The 17,723-nt window shown below is 52.7% G+C and carries 15 protein-coding genes; 14 read left to right on the forward strand and 1 reads right to left on the reverse strand.

Going from position 1 to position 17,723, the window contains the following annotated elements:
- Nucleotides 1-50: 50 nt before the first annotated feature.
- Both E4L36_RS13485 and E4L36_RS13490 read left to right on the forward strand, forming a co-directional pair.
- On the forward strand, nt 51-1,001 hold the full coding sequence (locus tag E4L36_RS13485; protein WP_136681034.1) for an amino acid ABC transporter permease: 951 nt from the start codon (nt 51-53) through the stop codon (nt 999-1,001).
- 13 nt (nt 1,002-1,014) lie between these two features.
- The gene (locus E4L36_RS13490) at nt 1,015-1,737 is read left to right on the forward strand and encodes an amino acid ABC transporter ATP-binding protein (protein ID WP_136681241.1); all 723 of its coding nucleotides are present in this window, start codon (nt 1,015-1,017) and stop codon (nt 1,735-1,737) included.
- A gap of 40 nt (nt 1,738-1,777) precedes the next feature.
- On the opposite strand, the gene E4L36_RS13495 is transcribed toward E4L36_RS13490, so the two are convergent.
- On the reverse strand, nt 1,778-3,865 hold the full coding sequence (locus tag E4L36_RS13495) for a molybdopterin oxidoreductase family protein (protein WP_136681035.1): 2,088 nt from the start codon (nt 3,863-3,865) through the stop codon (nt 1,778-1,780).
- Between the two features lie 208 nt (nt 3,866-4,073).
- Here E4L36_RS13495 and E4L36_RS13500 point away from each other — a divergent pair, with 208 nt between their 5' ends.
- The 12 genes from E4L36_RS13500 to E4L36_RS13555 all read left to right on the forward strand — a co-directional run bounded on the left by E4L36_RS13500 (nt 4,074) and on the right by E4L36_RS13555 (nt 17,705).
- Nucleotides 4,074-4,718, forward strand: a complete 645-nt coding sequence (locus E4L36_RS13500) for a hypothetical protein (RefSeq protein WP_136681036.1) — start codon at nt 4,074-4,076, stop codon at nt 4,716-4,718.
- Nucleotides 4,719-4,737: 19 nt separating this feature from the next.
- Entirely contained in the window at nt 4,738-5,274 is a 537-nt protein-coding gene (locus tag E4L36_RS13505; RefSeq protein ID WP_136681037.1) for an elongation factor P hydroxylase, read from the forward strand.
- A gap of 153 nt (nt 5,275-5,427) precedes the next feature.
- Nucleotides 5,428-5,499, forward strand: coding sequence for a pyrroloquinoline quinone precursor peptide PqqA (gene pqqA, locus E4L36_RS13510; protein WP_003243383.1), 72 nt, complete (start codon nt 5,428-5,430; stop codon nt 5,497-5,499).
- 143 nt (nt 5,500-5,642) lie between these two features.
- Nucleotides 5,643-6,563, forward strand: coding sequence for a pyrroloquinoline quinone biosynthesis protein PqqB (pqqB, locus tag E4L36_RS13515; protein WP_136681038.1), 921 nt, complete (start codon nt 5,643-5,645; stop codon nt 6,561-6,563).
- A 20-nt stretch (nt 6,564-6,583) separates the two neighbouring features.
- Nucleotides 6,584-7,351, forward strand: coding sequence for a pyrroloquinoline-quinone synthase PqqC (gene pqqC, locus E4L36_RS13520; RefSeq protein WP_136681039.1), 768 nt, complete (start codon nt 6,584-6,586; stop codon nt 7,349-7,351).
- On the forward strand, nt 7,344-7,622 hold the full coding sequence (pqqD, locus tag E4L36_RS13525; RefSeq protein ID WP_136681040.1) for a pyrroloquinoline quinone biosynthesis peptide chaperone PqqD: 279 nt from the start codon (nt 7,344-7,346) through the stop codon (nt 7,620-7,622). The genes pqqC and pqqD overlap by 8 nt, the downstream gene beginning before the upstream one ends.
- On the forward strand, nt 7,597-8,781 hold the full coding sequence (gene pqqE, locus E4L36_RS13530) for a pyrroloquinoline quinone biosynthesis protein PqqE (RefSeq protein ID WP_136681041.1): 1,185 nt from the start codon (nt 7,597-7,599) through the stop codon (nt 8,779-8,781). Before pqqD ends, pqqE begins: the two co-directional genes overlap by 26 nt.
- Nucleotides 8,782-8,785: 4 nt before the next feature.
- Nucleotides 8,786-10,639 (forward strand): prolyl oligopeptidase family serine peptidase, encoded by a 1,854-nt coding sequence (locus tag E4L36_RS13535; protein ID WP_136681042.1) that lies wholly within the window; start codon nt 8,786-8,788, stop codon nt 10,637-10,639.
- Nucleotides 10,640-11,013: 374 nt separating this feature from the next.
- Nucleotides 11,014-12,177, forward strand: coding sequence for an alcohol dehydrogenase-like regulatory protein ErcA (ercA, locus tag E4L36_RS13540; protein WP_136681043.1), 1,164 nt, complete (start codon nt 11,014-11,016; stop codon nt 12,175-12,177).
- Complete coding sequence (locus E4L36_RS13545; protein ID WP_136681044.1) at nt 12,161-13,894, forward strand: NahK/ErcS family hybrid sensor histidine kinase/response regulator; 1,734 nt, start codon at nt 12,161-12,163, stop codon at nt 13,892-13,894. The genes ercA and E4L36_RS13545 overlap by 17 nt, the downstream gene beginning before the upstream one ends.
- 81 nt (nt 13,895-13,975) lie before the next feature.
- Nucleotides 13,976-15,118 (forward strand): nitric oxide-sensing protein NosP, encoded by a 1,143-nt coding sequence (gene nosP / locus E4L36_RS13550; RefSeq protein WP_136681045.1) that lies wholly within the window; start codon nt 13,976-13,978, stop codon nt 15,116-15,118.
- Nucleotides 15,111-17,705 carry a NahK/ErcS family hybrid sensor histidine kinase/response regulator gene (locus E4L36_RS13555; protein ID WP_136681046.1) on the forward strand — a complete coding sequence of 865 codons (2,595 nt, stop codon included), beginning with the start codon at nt 15,111-15,113 and terminating at the stop codon, nt 17,703-17,705. The genes nosP and E4L36_RS13555 overlap by 8 nt, the downstream gene beginning before the upstream one ends.
- Nucleotides 17,706-17,723: the final 18 nt, after the last annotated feature.

Here is a 17,723-nt window from a genome sequence, read left to right on the forward strand (position 1 = left end):
TTTTCGCGGCCTTCTGGCCGTTTTGTTTTAATTAGAAAGGTCATTTTTACATGCACTCAAAACAAAGAGCATGGTTCTGGAACGCTGTGTTTTTCGCAGTGATTCTTGGGATTGGCTGCTCAGTTTATCTTGCGGGTAAGCGGATAGATTACACTTGGCGCTGGGATCGTGTGACTCCCTTCATTATCAATACCGACCCTATCTCCATTAGCGCTGAGCGCAACGGTACGGTTGAGATTAACGCCGATCAAAGCCAAATCACGCTGATTCCTGACTCGGGTGAAGAGTCATTCGTGATTACTGAGTTTACCGAGACACTGGTGAGCGATGGCGATCTCGTTTTTGAAGGCGACACGCTAGCGGAGCTGCATGGATGGCGCATAGGGCCAATTGTTGAAGGCCTCATTGTCACGGTAGAGATATCGCTCTACTCGCTGTTAATCGCCCTTGCATTGGGCTTGCTCATTGGCTTGATGCGGATCAGTGCGAACCCTGCGGCACGTAAACTCGCCATTGTTTACATCGAGGTGATACGTGGTACGCCGCTGTTGGTACAAATCTTCATTATGTACTTCTTTATCGGCACAGTACTTGAGCTTGAGCGTTTCACCTCAGGTGTGGTGGCACTATCGGTATTTACCGCCGCTTATGTTGCTGAAATCATTCGAGCCGGTATTCAGTCGATCCCCAACGGCCAGATGGAAGCCGCGCGCTCGTTGGGTATGAGTTACCCCAAGGCGATGATCTACGTCATTCTGCCCCAAGCGTTTAAGCGCACTCTTCCACCCTTAGCGGGACAGTTTATCAACCTGATTAAAGACTCCTCCTTGGTATCGGTTATCTCAATCACCGACCTGACCAAAGCGGGCCGAGAGGTTGTGAGTGGTAGTTTTGCACCGTTTGAAGTTTGGTTCACAGTGGCGCTTTTATATCTGCTGCTAACCGGTATTTTGTCTTGGTCTATTCAACGTTTGGAAAAGAGGTTATCAGCCAGTGACTAATACACCTGATGATATGATCGTCGCCAAAAACGTTGATAAGTATTTTGGTGAATTACACGCACTAAAAGATGTATCGGCAACGGTAAAACGTGGCGAAGTTGTTGTGATTGTAGGGCCATCTGGCTCTGGTAAATCCACGTTCTTGCGGACTCTCAATCAGTTAGAAGAGATCGATAGCGGCTCCTTAATGATTGACGGTACCGATATGTACGCCCGCGATACGAACATCAATAAGCTTCGTGAACACGTGGGGATGGTGTTTCAAAGCTTCAACCTGTTTCCGCACAAGACGGCACTGGAAAACGTAAAGCTGGCACCGTTAAAAGTGTCTGGCCGCGCTGAAGCTGAAGTGCATGAGAGTGCAAAAGAGCTGATGTATAAAGTTGGCTTGGCTGAGCGCATGGATAACTACCCCTCGCAGCTATCCGGCGGGCAGCAACAGCGTGTCGCGATTGCGCGAGCACTGGCTATGAAGCCGAGCATCATGTTGTTTGATGAGCCAACCTCTGCCCTCGACCCAGAGATGGTTGGTGAGGTGCTAGATGTGATGAAAGGGCTTGCGAACGAAGGTATGACGATGGTTGTTGTGACACACGAGATGGGCTTTGCGCGCGAAGTTGCCGATCGCGTGCTCTTTATGGAAGAGGGTGCGTTACTGGTGGATAAAAAGCCAGATGCCTTTTTCGATAACCCAGATCATCCTCGTCTTCAGCAGTTCCTGTCTAAGGTTCTGTAAGGGTTGTAAAAAAAGAGCGGCTTAAAGCCGCTCTTTTTCGTTATAGCGTCTGCTTTTTCCGCAGCCAAATTTTGGCATCGTGGAATACCGCTCCACCGCGCGGTAAAGCAGGCTCCGCGCTCACCAAAGCATTGATACCCACGCCCTCAGCAAATGCGGCGTTTGGCCATAAACCTTCTACGATAATGACACCCGGCTGCACACCATCAAATGGCTTCGCCCACAGTGTCACTTGACCAAGTGAGTTACCCAGAGTGACAAGGTCACCCTCGCTGATGCTTTGCTTGGCACAGTCGTTAGGGTGAATAAACGCGGTCGGGCGTTTCTCCTTCTTCACTGACCCTGGTGTTTCGCTAAATGACGTATTCAAGAAGGTCCGTGCCGGTGCGGTAACCAAACGGAATGGGTGGTCGCAATCTGCCGCTTCAATCAGCTCGGCGTGATCTGGCAAGGTAGGCAGCTTGCCCTCTGCATCCCCTAGGCTCTGCCAGTCGGCAAAAAAGTGGAAGCGGCCATCCGCATGACCAAACCCGTTTAAGAAGTGCGCATCAGCGAACGACTCAGCCAGGTCGATACCCTCTTGAGCATGGATCTCCTCTGCGCTAGGCAAACTGCTATGTTTGAGCGCTTGGTTGAGCAACTCCATAGAGGAGTGCGTGAATAACGTACTGCGTTCATGGCCTAGCAGTTGCGCCAATGCGCAGACCACATCATGGTTGCTACGACTATCGCCTTGTGGCGGAATGATCGCTTTGCTGACTTGAACATGCGTGTGGCCACTTGCTGTGTAGAGATCGTCGTGCTCTAAAAACGTCGTCGCAGGAAGCAAGATATCAGCCATAGCGGCTGTTTCGGTCATCATCTGTTCGTGGACGACAATAAACAGGTCATCGCGCTTAAAACCCTGATGCACCTTATTTAAGTCCGGTGCGACCACCATCGGATTGGTGTTCTGAATAAAAAGCGCTTTAACCGGCGGGCCATCACCAAGGTCATCTTGATTGCCAGTCAGTACTGGGCCAATACGCGACATATCCAACTCTCGTGTGGCGTGTGCTGCAAGTGACTTACCTTGCAGTAGGTCTTTATCGATCCCTTTATAGATATCGCCATGGCCGTAAAGGGCGCCGCCGCCTTTAACCTGCCATGCGCCTGTGATCGCAGGGAGACAAGAGACAGCGTGCATATTAGATGCGCCATTGCGAGAGCGGCTCATACCGTAACCTAAGCGGATGTAACTGCGCTGTGTGCCACCGTAGAGTCTTGCAAATTCAATAATCTGCTCGCAACTGAGCCCAGTTATCTCTGCCGCCCACGCGGGTGTTTTGGATGCTAAATGCTCGGCAACTTCGGGGGTGAAGTCTGTGTATTTTTCAAGGTAGTCATGATCGGCATACCCCTCTTTAAGGAGCTGATGCATCACCGCGCAAGCGAGGGCTCCGTCGGTGCCGGGGCGCAGCATCAGGTGCAGATCCGCTTTTGCCGCGGTGGGTGTGCGATAGGGGTCAACCACCACTAACTTCGCACCACGACGTGCCGCTTGCTGAATATGCGTCATCACATTAATTTGCGTGTGCACTGGGTTTCCACCCCAAACCACGATCACCTCACTGTGGCTGAGCTCTCGTGCGTCCACACCACGCTTTGTGCCAACGCCCGCCTGCCAACCTGCATTAGAGATGCCAACGCAGATCGTCTCTTTTTGACGCGAATATCCCATGGCATAGCGTAAACGATGGGTCGCTGCCAGTTGGCACCACCCCATAGTGCCTGCGTAGAAATAGGGCCAGATCGCTTGCGCACCGAACTCATCGGTAATTTGAGTAAAGCGGGTAGCAATTTCCTGTAGCGCCTCATCCCAACTGATCGGCGTGAACGAGGATAACCCTTGCCCCCGTGGGCCTGTCCGGCGCATCGGTACCGATAGACGCTCGGGGTGATGAACACGCTCTGCATAGCGAGCTACTTTGGCGCAGATGACGCCTGCCGTGTAGCTGTTGCGTTTGCTACCGTGCACACGGCCGATGGTGTTCGCATCTTTCTTTTCGACCTCCAGTGCACAGGTGCTTGGGCAGTCGTGAGGGCAGACAGCATAGTGTTTAATCGTTTCGGGTTTGCTCGCTTTCATGATGTTCTCGTACTGAGCAGATGTTGTTTTGGATCTGCTGCGAAAGTCTTATGTTAGGCTCGCTACTCTACACCATCTTCTGATCGGGGTGGCGATTTGGCGGGGCTTTGCTGCAAATTTGTGACAACTGCAAAATCTACCTTGAGACTCGGAATCACAGCCCGTAGTTTGCTAAACTACGCCCTTTCTTGATTTTGGAGCCTGTAGCATGAAGCTAACTCTCTCGATACTGTTTGTGGCCCTCGCATTGGCAGGTTGCCAGAGCACACCAACACAGCCAGAGACAGCAGCGCCGCAAACCGCACCAACCGACGAGCAGCAAACGGCTACGCCACCGTCAAAAGCATCGCAGAATCAAAATATTGACTATCTATCTGGTCAGTTGACCACTATGCAGGAGCAGCTGATCCAAACCCGTGCCGATATGGGCCGCTTAACTCAGAGCCAGCAGCTCTTGCTGGCCAAAACCCAGATGCTGATCGATGCGCAAAACACTGCACCGGCCGCGGCTAATGGTGCTGACAACAGTGTGTCTGTTCCAGCGATGGAGTCGCTCTCTGCGCGTATCGAGCATCTGTCAGATAAGTTAAATGCCGACTTTGATCTGGTATCGGTTTACAGTGCACGCGGTACATGGATTTTAGTTCGCTACAACCGCCGCACCGGAGAGGCTTGGCTGGCGGATGATGGCCGCTGGAATCAGTTAGCTGAGGAGGGCGAGTTACCTGTCTCCTTTTATGCCGTTAATTTACTGCCAGCTGCAAACGATGTGAAAGGCTATGTCGCGGCGCGTGTTGACCAACGAACCGGCCAAACTTGGATTCTAGTGGAAGACCGCTGGGCCTCTTTTTAGTATTTGCACAAGACCACATATGAACCACAACCCGGATGATCTGATTGCCATTTTTAATGGCTGTTTTGCTGACACACTCAATACTCGGTTGTTACGCGGCGACGATGAGCCGATCTATCTGCCTGCCAATGATCAAGTGCCCTATCATGGTATCTATTTTGCCCATGGGTTCTACGCCAGTGGTTTGCATGAGATCGCCCACTGGCTCATCGCGGGGCCTGAACGGCGTTTGCTGGAGGACTTCGGTTATTGGTATGTGCCCGACGGCCGTACTCAGGCGCAGCAACGGCTATTCGAGCAGGTGGAGATTAAACCCCAAGCGACGGAGTGGATATTAGCGCAGGCCGCGGGTTTTCGGTTCCGCGTTAGCGTTGATAATCTAGAAGGCGATCCGGGCGATACCGAACAATTCAAAGATAATGTGCATGCCCAAGTCTTAACTTACTGCCAAAAGGGTTTACCTGAGCGGACGCAAGTGCTGCGTGATGCACTGAGTCAGTTTTACGGTGTAGATCGTGAGTTAACGCCGGATAGCTTTGATCGTAGCGCTATTTAGCCGAATGCAAAGACCCAGTCTCGTTATGGCCTGTTTAGCTGATAAGACCAAAATGAGGAGTTTTTTCGTTCCAAAGTACCATATCTGGCCCACTGATCCCTTTTTATTATCTGTTGGTACCACCTTTCGATAACAAAAATAGAGGATCCAATTATGTGGACTAAACCAGCCTACACAGACCTGCGCATCGGCTTTGAAGTAACAATGTACTTCGCAAACCGTTAAGCCTTCGCAGCAATAGCTCTCCTTGGCCCCAGCGTAAGCTGGGGTCATCTACAGAAAAACTGATCCAATATTTGTCGTCCAATCCGCCACTCTAGCGAGCAGGTGTCGGGATTCGTGCGGCCAAAACTAGAAGTAGAATAATAATGAAAGTACAGGTATTAGGCTCAGCCGCCGGCGGTGGGTTTCCCCAGTGGAACTGCAATTGTAAGAACTGTTCAGGTGTTCGGGCGGGCACAATCAATGCAAAGCCGCGCACGCAATCATCGATCACGGTCAGCGCTGATGGTGAAAACTGGGTGCTGTTTAATACTTCCCCTGATATTCGCGAGCAGTTGGCAAATTTTGCGCCGATGCAACCCAATCGCGCGATTCGTGATACGGGTATCGCCGCCATCGTCTTTATGGATAGTCAGATAGATCACACCACGGGGCTTCTGATGCTGCGTGAAGGCTGCCCACACCAGATCTGGTGCACGGAGATGGTCGAGCAAGACCTCTCAACAGGTTTCCCTGTACTTTCGATGCTAAAACACTGGAATGGTGGCAACGAGGTTCATCGCATACCGGTGGGTGAGGCGGATAATAGCTTTACCATTGTGCAAGCGCCCAGTCTTAAGTTTACTGCGATTCCGCTGCTGAGCAGCGCGCCACCTTACTCGCCACACCGTGATGACCCGCATCCGGGTGATAATATCGGCATGCTCATTGAAGATACACGCAGCGGAAAAACGTTGTTTTATGCACCGGGCCTTGGCCAGATTGAGCCGCATCTACGTCCCTATATGGAGGCGGCGGATGTGCTGTTGGTTGATGGCACTATCTGGCAAGAGGATGAGCTAATCGTCACTGGTGTTGGCGATAAACTAGGTGTGGCGATGGGGCATCTGCCACAGTCGGGTGAGGGCGGTATGATCGAGTATTTAGATACGCTCCAAAAGCCGCGCAAGATTCTTATCCATATCAATAACACCAACCCCATTCTTGATGAGGATTCGCCAGAACATGCCGAGGTGCTGGCGCACGATATCGAGATTGCATTTGATGGGATGTCGATCGAGCTATGATCGCGCAAGAGGAGCCAATCATGACGACACACAGCAGCCAATACCCGCTCAGTCGGGAAGAATTTGAAGCCGCTCTGCGCGCTAAGGGCGACTTTTACCATACTCAGCACCCCTATCACATTGCGATGTATGAGGGGCGCTCCACGCCCGAGCAGATCCGTGGTTGGGTGGCCAACCGTTTCTATTATCAGATCAGCATTCCTGTTAAAGACGCTGCCATTATGGCGAACTGCCCAGATCGTGACGTGCGCCGTAGCTGGGTGCAGCGGATGCTGGATCATGATGGTTACGATGGCGCTGAAGGCGGGATCGAAGCATGGTTGCGGCTCGGAGAAGCCGTGGGCTTAACCCGCGAAGAGATCCTCTCGGGGGAGCATGTACTGCCGGGGGTTCGTTTTGCAGTGGATGCTTATGTTAACTTTGCGCGCCGTGCCACGTGGCAAGAGGCGGCTAGCTCCTCATTGACTGAACTGTTTGCTCCGGGTATCCACAAGAATCGTCTGGATACGTGGCCTAAGCATTATCCGTGGATTAAAGAGGAGGGCTATCAATACTTCCGCAACCGCCTGACTGAGGCACGGCGCGATGTGGTGCACGGGCTAGAGATTACCCTAGACCACTACACCACCCGCGAACAGCAGGAGCGGATGTTAGAGATTCTCCAGTTCAAACTTGATGTGCTGTGGTCGATGCTAGATGCGATGACCATGGCTTATGAGCTTGAGCGCCCGCCGTACCATACGGTGACGCCGAATAAGGTTTACCACCGAGGGTTGTTCAATGAGTAACTCTATTACCTTGCACACGGTGCCCAAGCTCAATCGGATGTTTCGCTTTCAGTGGGAGCAAGCGCAAGAGGCTTATGTGCTGCTCTACCCAGAGGGCATGATCCAGCTCAATGGACCTGCGGGTGAGATTCTCGCATTGGTAGATGGCGAGCGTGATGTGCAGCAAATCATAGTGCAGCTACAGCAGAAGTTCGCTGATGCGGGTGATATCAGCCAAGATATCGTCGATTTTTTGGGAGAAGCCCATGCGCAAAACTGGATCACCTTGTAGTGGGCAAAGCGGGCTTCCTAATCCAGCCTTTGGCCATGAAAAACCACACGGTAAACCCTTATGGTTGCTAGCGGAACTGACGTATAAGTGCCCGCTGCAATGCCCTTACTGCTCCAATCCACTTGATTTTGCCGGTGCTGGTGCTGAGTTAACCACCCAGCAATGGCTAGATGTGTTTGCGCAAGGCCGCGAAATGGGCGCTGTGCAGCTTGGTTTTTCAGGTGGTGAGCCGCTGGTGCGCCAAGATCTCGCAGACCTGATCGCGGGGGCGCATGAACTGGGTTATTACACCAATCTCATCACATCTGGCGTGGGTCTAAATGCAGGAAAAATGGCAGCGTTTAAACAGGCCGGGCTTGACCATATCCAGATCAGTTTTCAAGCCAGTGATGCTGACGTCAACAATATGTTGGCCGGTTCCAAAAAAGCCTTTGAGCAAAAGTTAGCGATGGCGCGTGAGGTCAAGGCGCAAGGCTATCCGATGGTACTTAATTTTGTCACACATCGGCACAATATTGATCAGATCGACCGCATTATCGAGCTATGCGTGGCACTTGAGGCCGACTATGTTGAGCTGGCCACATGCCAATATTACGGCTGGGCGTACGAGAACACAGAGCAGTTACTGCCCACTCAAGCTCAACTGGCGCACGCAGAAGCTGTGACAAACGACTACCGTGAGCGGCTGGCAGCAGCGGGTAACCCCATTAAGCTTATCTTTGTAACTCCCGATTACTACGAAGAGCGCCCCAAAGGTTGCATGAATGGTTGGGGGCAGGTCTTTCTAACCGTTACGCCAGATGGAACGGCGCTGCCATGCCACAGTGCGCGTATGTTGCCATTGGAGTTTCCCAATGTGGCTGATAGCACACTCAAGGAGATTTGGGACGCCAATCCTAGCTTCAACTATTTCCGCGGTGATGACTGGATGCAGGAGCCATGTCGTAGCTGCGATGAGAAGGATAAGGATTTCGGCGGATGTCACTGCCAAGCCTATATGCTAACAGGCGATATGCACAACGCTGATCCGGTGTGCAGCAAGTCGGCGCATCATCACAAAATTGTCGCTGCGCGTGAGCGTGCCGAAACCGTGACCAACGCACCTGATCAGTTCGTGTATCGCAACGAGCGTAACTCACGCGTTTTCGCGAAAGGGTAGAGAGATGCAAGCCGGTTTCTGGCACAGTGATCTTACGGCAGAACAGGCGGTAGCTGGTAGTACCGAGTACGGCCAAACGGCGTTGGATAGTGCAGGCCGCGCCTATTGGGTTGAGTTTCGACCGCACGAGCATGGGCGTAATTGCATCTGCAGAGAGGGCGCCCATAAGGGCACGATCGAGACATTAACGCCGGAAGACTGCAGCGTGCGCAGCCGGGTACATGAGTATGGCGGCACCAGCTGGAGCTTGTTAGACGATGACCGCCTAGTGTTTGTGAACGCAGCGGATCAGCAACTTTATCTGCAGCAGCTCGCAACCGGCACTATTCGCGCTGTTACGCATAGTAAGTCTGCGCGCTACCTAGAGCCGGTCTGGGATGTCCGATGTCAGCGTATTGTCGTTGTGGAGGAGCATCATGCCAGTTCGGGTGTTGATAATCGCTTAGTGTCTATCTCGCTCGATGGTGAACGCAATATCCTGCATGAGCAGCACGACTTTTATGCCTATCCGACCCTGAGTCCATGCTGCGGACAGTTAGCTTTTATTGCGTGGGACCACCCCCATCAACCTTGGACGGCCACTTACGCTTACCGCGCTAAGGTATCACCAACAGGCAATCTATCGGCACTAGCACGCATCGGCGACCAGCTGCCTGAGGCGTTGTCGCAGCCTCAGTTTGATGTCGCAGGCCAGCTCTACCTGATGACTGACCGGGAAGGCTGGTGGAATCTTTATCGCTGGGAAGCCGATGGCTTAACGCCAATACTGATAGATCATTGCGATATGATCATGGCGCCTTGGCAAGCAGGGCTGTGCCACTACGCGTTTAGCGGTGAGGGCAGCCTTTGTTCGGTAAAGCTGCATCATCAAGGCAGTGAGCTGTGTATCGATGGCCAAGCACTATCAACGGCCTTTAACCACTTTCGCTCTCTCGCTGTGCAGGGCAACAGGCTGGTCTGTGTTGCGGGCAGCACTGAGCGCTTAACGGCGGTTATCGCCATTGATCTTACGCACGCTAAGGTGACGGTACTACGTGGTAACGAGCAGCCACTCGCCCGCGAGGATTGTGCCTTACCACAGCCGTTCGAGTTTGGTGCCGATCAGCACCGTTGTTATGGGTATCTCTATCAGCCCGCCAATCAGCAGTATTTAGTAGCAGAACAGAGGCCGTTGGTGATCTTTCTGCATGGTGGTCCGACCGCGGCAACCTATCCGGTATTTAACCTCAAAATTCAGTTTTGGACGCAGCGCGGTTTTGCCGTTTTGGATCTGAACTACCGCGGTAGTGCTAACTACGGACGCAACTATCGTGCTGCGCTACAGCATCAGTGGGGAGAGCTTGAAGTGGCGGATATCCGCCAAGCGGTGGTGGAGCTGGTGGACCGTGCGAAGATCGACCCGCAGGGGATATTTATACGCGGCAATAGCTCAGGCGGATATTCAGCACTCAATGCTATGCGCAAGCTCAATTGCTTCGCAGGCGGTGCGAGCCTCTACGGCGTGACCGACCCGCAGCTGTTAAATGCGGCGACCCACAAGTTTGAGTCACACTATTTGAGTTGGTTGATTGGGGATCCCGTTCATGATGCGCATCGTTATGAAGAGCGTGCGCCTGTTCATGCGGCAGACCAGATACAGTGCCCAGTGATCTTTTTCCAAGGCGAACAGGATGCGGTGGTGTTGGCCTCGCAAACGCGGTCGATGGTGGCGTCGCTTAAAGCACAAGGCAAGCGTGTAGAGGCCCACTACTTTGAGAATGAGGCTCATGGCTTCCGTCAGGCTAAGAACGCGGCATGGGTGTTGGAGCAAGAGTTAGCGTTTTACCGCCGATCTCTCCACAATCAGGTGGATATTTAACGATCGATGGGTCGTATACCAAAGTAGTAATTGGAATCGTTCTGTTGCATAGCAGCATTGTTGGCAAAACTGATCAAGAATAGGGCACGAAGTACGCGCTCTTCGCTTACTGATCATTCTGAGGCTGTGAGTTGCCTATCTAATGCTCTTACCGTCGTTTTGCCTGCCGTTTGCAGGCTTTTTTTTGCCGCTAGATTTTGCACAAAGCAACCCCATTTTTGCGTTCGCAACATCGCTAATATAGTGAAAGCGGGCGCTGCGGAGCTGCTGCGAATCACGACGTGATCCATCGTTTACGTTACACTGCGCGATCAGCTAAAAAACAATAAAAACGAACGTCACATCGGATAGTGGAAGTGGAATGAGTAGAGTCGATGAGTAGCGATATTTCGAATCTGAGGAAGTTTGTTTCCCCAGAAATTATCTTCGGTGCTGGGGCCCGAAATTCGGTCGCCAACTACGCGAAGAATTTTGGTGCCCGTAAAGTGCTAGTGGTATCGGACCCTGGCGTGGCAGAAGCCGGATGGTTGCAGGAGGTATGTGACCTGCTTGAAGCGGCTGATATCGATTATGTTTGCTTCACGGATGTTTCGCCCAACCCGCGTACGTCAGAGGTGATGCAAGGTGCGCAGTTCTATCAAGAGCATCACTGCAATGTGATCGTTGCCATTGGCGGCGGCAGCCCGATGGACTGTGCAAAGGGCATCGGTATCGTCAGCGCCAATGGGCGGCACATTCTGGATTACGAAGGTATCGATACGATCCACTTGCCGATCCCGCCACTGATCTTCATTCCTACCACCGCGGGCACATCAGCCGATGTATCGCAGTTTGCGATTATCTCCGATCCTGTTGATCAGGTGAAAATCTCCATTGTTAGTAAAGCGGTTGTACCAGATGTTGCGCTGATTGACCCTGAAACCACCGTCACGATGGATCCGTTTTTGAGTGCCTGCACCGGTGTGGACGCGATGGTGCACGCAATCGAAGCCTTTGTCTCAACAGGTGCGGGCCCGCTGACCGATATGCATGCACTGGATGCGATTCGCCTGATCAACGAAAACCTGACGGCACTGGTCAATGATCCCTCCGATATCCGATTGCGTGAACAGGTGATGTTGGGCTCGATGAAAGCGGGATTAGCCTTCTCCAACGCGATTCTTGGTGCAGTACATGCGATGTCACACAGTTTGGGAGGCTATTTAGACCTACCTCACGGGCTATGTAACGCCATGCTGCTAGAGCATGTGATCGACTTTAACTACAAGGAAGCTGAAGATCGCTTTAAGGTAATTGCTGAGTCGCTGGCGATCGATACGCGCGGTATGTCCTCAGTGCAGGTACAAAAAGCACTGATCGGCCGTGTCACAACGCTGAAGCAAGAGGTGGGCTTGACCCAGCGTCTTGCCGAGAGTGGTGTGAGCCTTACGGATATTCCGACACTCTCCGAAAAAGCACTACATGATCCATGTATTCTTACCAACCCGCGCAAATCGAATCAGCGTGATGTAGAAGCGGTATATGAAGAAGCACTCTGACAATCCAGATCAAGCATTCGCCAACCTGATCGGGCTTGGTAATCACTCAGCCCGAAAAAGCTATTACTCTGAACTGGTGGGTAAGCTGGATGAGCTTGAGGCGGAGAAGAACCGCTACGAGTGGCTCTTTGAAAACGCCCAGCAGGGCATTTTGCAGGTCGCTTTAGATGGCGGTATCTTGCTGGCAAACCCTGCTATGGTGCAACTGTGTGGCTACCCAGACGCAACGACGTTTTGCCGCGATATTACGCAGCTCGAATCACGTCTGTTCAGTTGTACTGATGCGTACGAAGAGTTCCGTTATCAGTTGGTACAGTCTGGCAAAGTGTTCTGTTTTGAAACGCTGTTTCGCCGCTATAACGGCGAGTGTGTCCATGTCTCTATCAATGCCTTGCTGCGCCACGCTGATAAAGAGCAGCCAACGATTGAAGCCTTCGTTCAAGACATAACCGAACGTAAGAAAACCCAAGCCCGCCTTGAGGAGCTAAACGAAGAGCTGGAAGAGCGAGTGGCAAGCCGCACGCGGGAACTGGTGAAGCTCAATGACCAGCTATGGCAAGAGATCTCAGAGCGAGAGCTAGCCCAACGTGAGCTGAAAGTCGCCAAAGAGGCAGCGGAAGAGGCGAACCACAGCAAAGATAAATACCTTGCTGCGGCGAGCCATGATCTGCTGCAACCGATGAACGCAGCACGTTTGCTGATCGCTGCTCTGCGCGAACGCCCGCTAGCGCAGCAAGATGGGCAACTAGTTGAGCGTGTTCATCTGGCGCTTGAGAACGCCGAAGACCTCCTCACAGACCTGCTAGATATCTCTAAGCTCGACCAAAACGCAGTACAACCGGACATCAGCGAGTTTCGCGTCAGCCAGTTGATTCGCTCGATGGTCGGCGAGTTTTCGCCAGTGGCAGAGGATAAAGGCTTAACGATTAGCGCCTGCGATAGCCAAGCGGTCGTGCGTAGTGATTCACGCTTGCTGCTACGCATTATTCGTAACTTTATCAGCAATGCTATCCGTTATACCGAGCGGGGCCGTGTCTTGGTGGGCTGTCGCCGCCGCGCAGATACGCTGAGTATCCAGGTCTGGGACACCGGCACCGGTATTCCTCAAGAGAAGCAGGACGATATTTTCAAAGAGTTCCAGCAGCTTGAGTGCCATACCATGAAAGAGCGCCAAGGTGTTGGGTTAGGTTTGGCCATTGTCGATCGTATCGCCAAGATGCTCGATCACCCCATCGAAGTTTCATCCGTGGCGGGTAAAGGTTCTATGTTTGCTATCGATGTGCCGCTGGCACAGAACCAAGCGCCTTCGATGCTGATTAGCTCCTTCAGTATGCCCGTGCAGGACCGGCTCCAAGGGTTGCCGGTTCTTGTCATCGATAATGAAGAGAACATTCTGGCGAGTATGCAGGCGCTGCTCTCGCAGTGGGGTTGCAACGTGGTCACAGCAGCGAGTGCAGCTGAAGCGCTTGAGGCGTGTCGTCATCAAGGTGTTGCCCCTGAAGTGATTTTGGCGGATTACCATCTAGATCACGGTAAAGTAGGCACCGATGCGATTGTCTGGCTCCGTGAACAATTTGGTTTAGCGCTGCCTGCGGCGGTTTTGACTGCTGACCGCAGTGCAGACTGCCGTGCTGAGTTTAAACGCTTGGCGCTGCCGGTACTCAATAAACCGGTTAAGCCGAGTAAGCTCCGTGCGCTGCTGACTCATCTCGCTTGAGGGGTCCGAAGTAGTATATGGGTGCGCGATAGCAGCGATTAGAATAGTGAGAATATCTCCGCTGGGTGGGTCTGAATTTTGATGAATAAGCCGTTTATACAAGCCGCCTCCTATAGCCAAGACCCTGCTGTTGCCGCCCATGAGCTGCAGCGCCAACTCAGTGATACACAGCTCGGGTTTGTGCTTTTTTTCTGCTCCGCCGAGTATCCGCTCGATGCCTTAGCTCAGGCTCTCAATAGCGCTTTTCCAACGGTTGATATCGTCGGCTGCACCACTGCGGGCGAGATAACTGCTGATGGGTATGGGCAGGGCTGCATTAGTGCAATTGGCTTTTGCCAAGAAGCGTTCGCGATATCGGCTGCCCCGATAGAGGATCTCGACTCGTTTAAGCTCACCGATGCCCAGCTGCTTGTGGATGGCCTCATTCAGAACTGTCGTGAGCGGGATATAGCGCCGATAAAAGGCCGCTCATTTGCTATTACGTTGCTGGATGGACTATCGATCCAAGAGGAACGAGTCCTTGCAACGCTCAACTCTGTGCTGGGTAGTATCCCTGTGTTTGGTGGCTCGGCGGGAGATGACATCCATCTTGCGAAGACACATGTCTACTACCAAGGCCGTTTCCTCACCGATGCTGCCGTGATTATGCTCGTAAACACCACTTACGAGTTTGAGGTGTTTACCACCCACCATATGGGGGAGCCGTCTGAAAAGCTGGTGGTGACCGAAGCTGATGCCGAGGGGCGCTGTGTTTATGAGCTAAATGCCGAACCTGCTGCGCTTGAGTATGCGCGCGCGATTGGCGTACCGGTGGCTGCTCTCAATCATGAGGTATTTGCGCTAAACCCTGTGGCGGTGAAGCTAGGCGATGATTATTTCGTACGCTCGATTCAGCAAGTTAACCCCGATTTGAGCCTCAAGTTTTACTGCGCGGTGGAGAACGGCATCGTCTTAACGGTGATGCAGCCGCAAGATCTGGCGGCGAATTTAGTCCAGACACTTGAGTCGATCGAGTCGCGTATTGGCGAGCCGCAGCTCATTATTGGCTGTGACTGCTTTTTGCGGCGGATGGAGTGTGAGTTACGTGGGTGTTCTGAGCAGGTTTCCGATCTTCTGCAACAGCACCGTGTGATCGGCTTCAATACCTATGGTGAGCAGTATGAAGGGATGCATATCAACCAAACCTTTACCGGCGTAGCGATCGGGAGCCACCGCCATGAATGAGGCTGAACTAAGGGCGTACATCGCGCAACTAGAGAACGATAACCGCAAACTTAGGAAGATCAACTCGGTGTTGGTTGATCGGGTTGAAGCGGGTGGCTGCCAAGGTGCAAACCCCTATTCGGCGTTTGAGCACTCTGTTGTACTGGCTGAGCAAGTGCGCGAGCGTACCGAAGAGCTCAACCTTGCCCTCAGTGAAATTAAAGCCAGCCACCGCGCCTTAAAACATGCCAATAACGAGGCAGCGCTGGCGAACCAGCGTTTAGTGGATGCTATTGAAAGCATCTCTGATGCCTTCGTGCTGTTTGATCGCGAGCGGCGTATTGTGCTGTTTAATAGCAATTTCCGCGAAGTGTGGGCCGCCACGGGTCAAGAGATTGAAACCGGCGTGACCATCGCCGATATTACGCGCCTAGCTCATGAGAGTGGCTTGATCGATGAAGAGTACCCCGCGGATGTATCGGGCAGCCGTGTGTATCGGCTATGTAACGGTCGTTGGGTGCAGATGTCTGAGCGCCTGACCCAAGATGGCGGTTTGGTTATTCTCTTTACCGATATCACGGCGATTAAAGCGCGGGAAACCGCAGAAAAAGAGCACGCGTTAGCGCAGAAGACCAAGCTTTTGCAAAATGCCGTTGATAACCTCTCGCAAGGGGTTGTGCTGGTGACATCGGAGGGCCGTGTTGAGCTTTGGAACGATCGTTTCTTAAATCTGACTGGCGTATCGCTATCCGAAGTAGAGAGTTACCCGCCGTTTGCTGCATTGATGTTGGGCAACAATGCGATTTTGCAACATGCACTGACCGCAGCACAGCAGGGTAAGGTGCTCGCGTCTGAGCAGCGTGGTGTGCATGGGCAGGTGATTGAGGTACGCACCCACCCCATGCCGCAAGGTGGCTTTGTGAATACCTATACAGATATCACTGAACGCCATAAATACGCCGAAAGCTTGCGTCAGAGTGAGCAGTGGATCCGGCTGATTACTGACAATGTACCAGCATTGATTGCGTTCTTAGATCAGCAACTTAATTTCCGTTTTACCAACAAGGTGTATAACCAGTGGTTCGGGCTAGAGAGCAACAGCTTAAACGGCAGTAACATCTTCTCGATCTATACCCGTGAAGAGTATGAGCGGCTGCGCCCTTACATTGATAAAGCGCTGTCGGGGCAGAGTGTGACCTTTGAGGCGTGGCAGCGAAACGGCCTCGGTGAAGACCGCTATATGCTCAAATCCTATGTGGCCAACATCGATGCTGATGGCAATCCCGACGGCTTCTTTGTCATGATTCGTGACATCACCGAAAGACGACGCTCAGCTGAGGCGCTGCAGCTATCGCACCAACTGCTGGAACAACGGGTAGAGGAGCGCACCTCAGAGCTGACCGCCGTGAATGCAAAGCTGCGTTCAGAGATCACTGAGCGGGTTGAAGCTGAGTCGCGTATGCGTGAAGCAAAACAAGAGGCGGAGCAGGCTAACCTGTCCAAAACGAAGTTTTTGGCGGCGGTGAGTCATGATCTGTTGCAGCCGCTGAATGCGGCGCGGCTCTTCTCTGGGGCGCTGACCGAGCAGATTCAAGATCCGAAGCGTTTCGCACTAGCGCAGTCGGTTTCTAATTCGCTGGATGATGTTGAGTCATTGCTGCGCACGTTGGTGGATATCTCCAAGCTGGATGCGGGGGTCGTGACCCCAGATATTATCGACTTCAGTTTGCAAAATCTGATGAGCACCTTGGCTGCCGAGTACGAGCAGCTCGCAAGCACCGAAGGGCTGCGCTTTCGCTGGGTGGATTCACGCGTTACCGTGCGTACCGACTCGCAGCTGTTAGCGCGTATTTTGCGTAACTTTTTAACCAATGCCATCCGCTACACCAGCCATGGCAAAGTGCTGCTAGGCTGTCGTCACGTTGGTGATGATGTATGGATAGAGGTTCATGATACTGGCGTTGGGATTCCGAAGGGGCAGCTGAATGCAATCTTCGAGGAGTTCAAACGGCTCCAGCCCGAACGCCCCGGTTGTGAGCGTGGTTTGGGTCTTGGTTTGGCGATTGTGGACAAAATTTCACGGGTCTTGGGGCATGAGATTCGGGCCCGCTCCATCGAGGGGTTGGGTTCGGTATTCGCGGTTAAAGTCCCGAAAGTGAAGGCGCAAGCGCCGGTGCTATCAGGGCCTATTATGCCGCTGGTGACGGAGCGCTTATCCGGTGCGCGCATCTGGTTAATCGATAACGATGAGGCGATCTGCCAAGGGATGAGCATGCTGTTAGAGGGGTGGGGTTGTGAGGTGACAACCGCGCTCTCTTTCGCGCATTTGGCTGCGCAAGTTCAGTTTAATGAAACAGCGGATATCTTGATCGCCGATTATCATCTCGACAATGGCTGCAATGGTGTGGATGCTGCACGTGATGTACTGACCAGAGCCGCTGAGGCCATTCCTGTGCTGATGATTACGGCAAACTACAGTAAAGAGCTTAACCAAGAGGTGCGCGGGCTGGGTTATCACCTGATACATAAGCCGGTGAAACCGCTGAAGCTGAAAACAACGCTGATCCACCTGTTGGAGAGTAAACAGGCTGTTAGTTCAGTGGAGTAACAGCCTGCACCAAGCGGC

This window comes from Neptunomonas sp. XY-337 (assembly GCF_004959845.1).
GTDB lineage: Bacteria > Pseudomonadota > Gammaproteobacteria > Pseudomonadales > Balneatricaceae > Neptunomonas > Neptunomonas marina.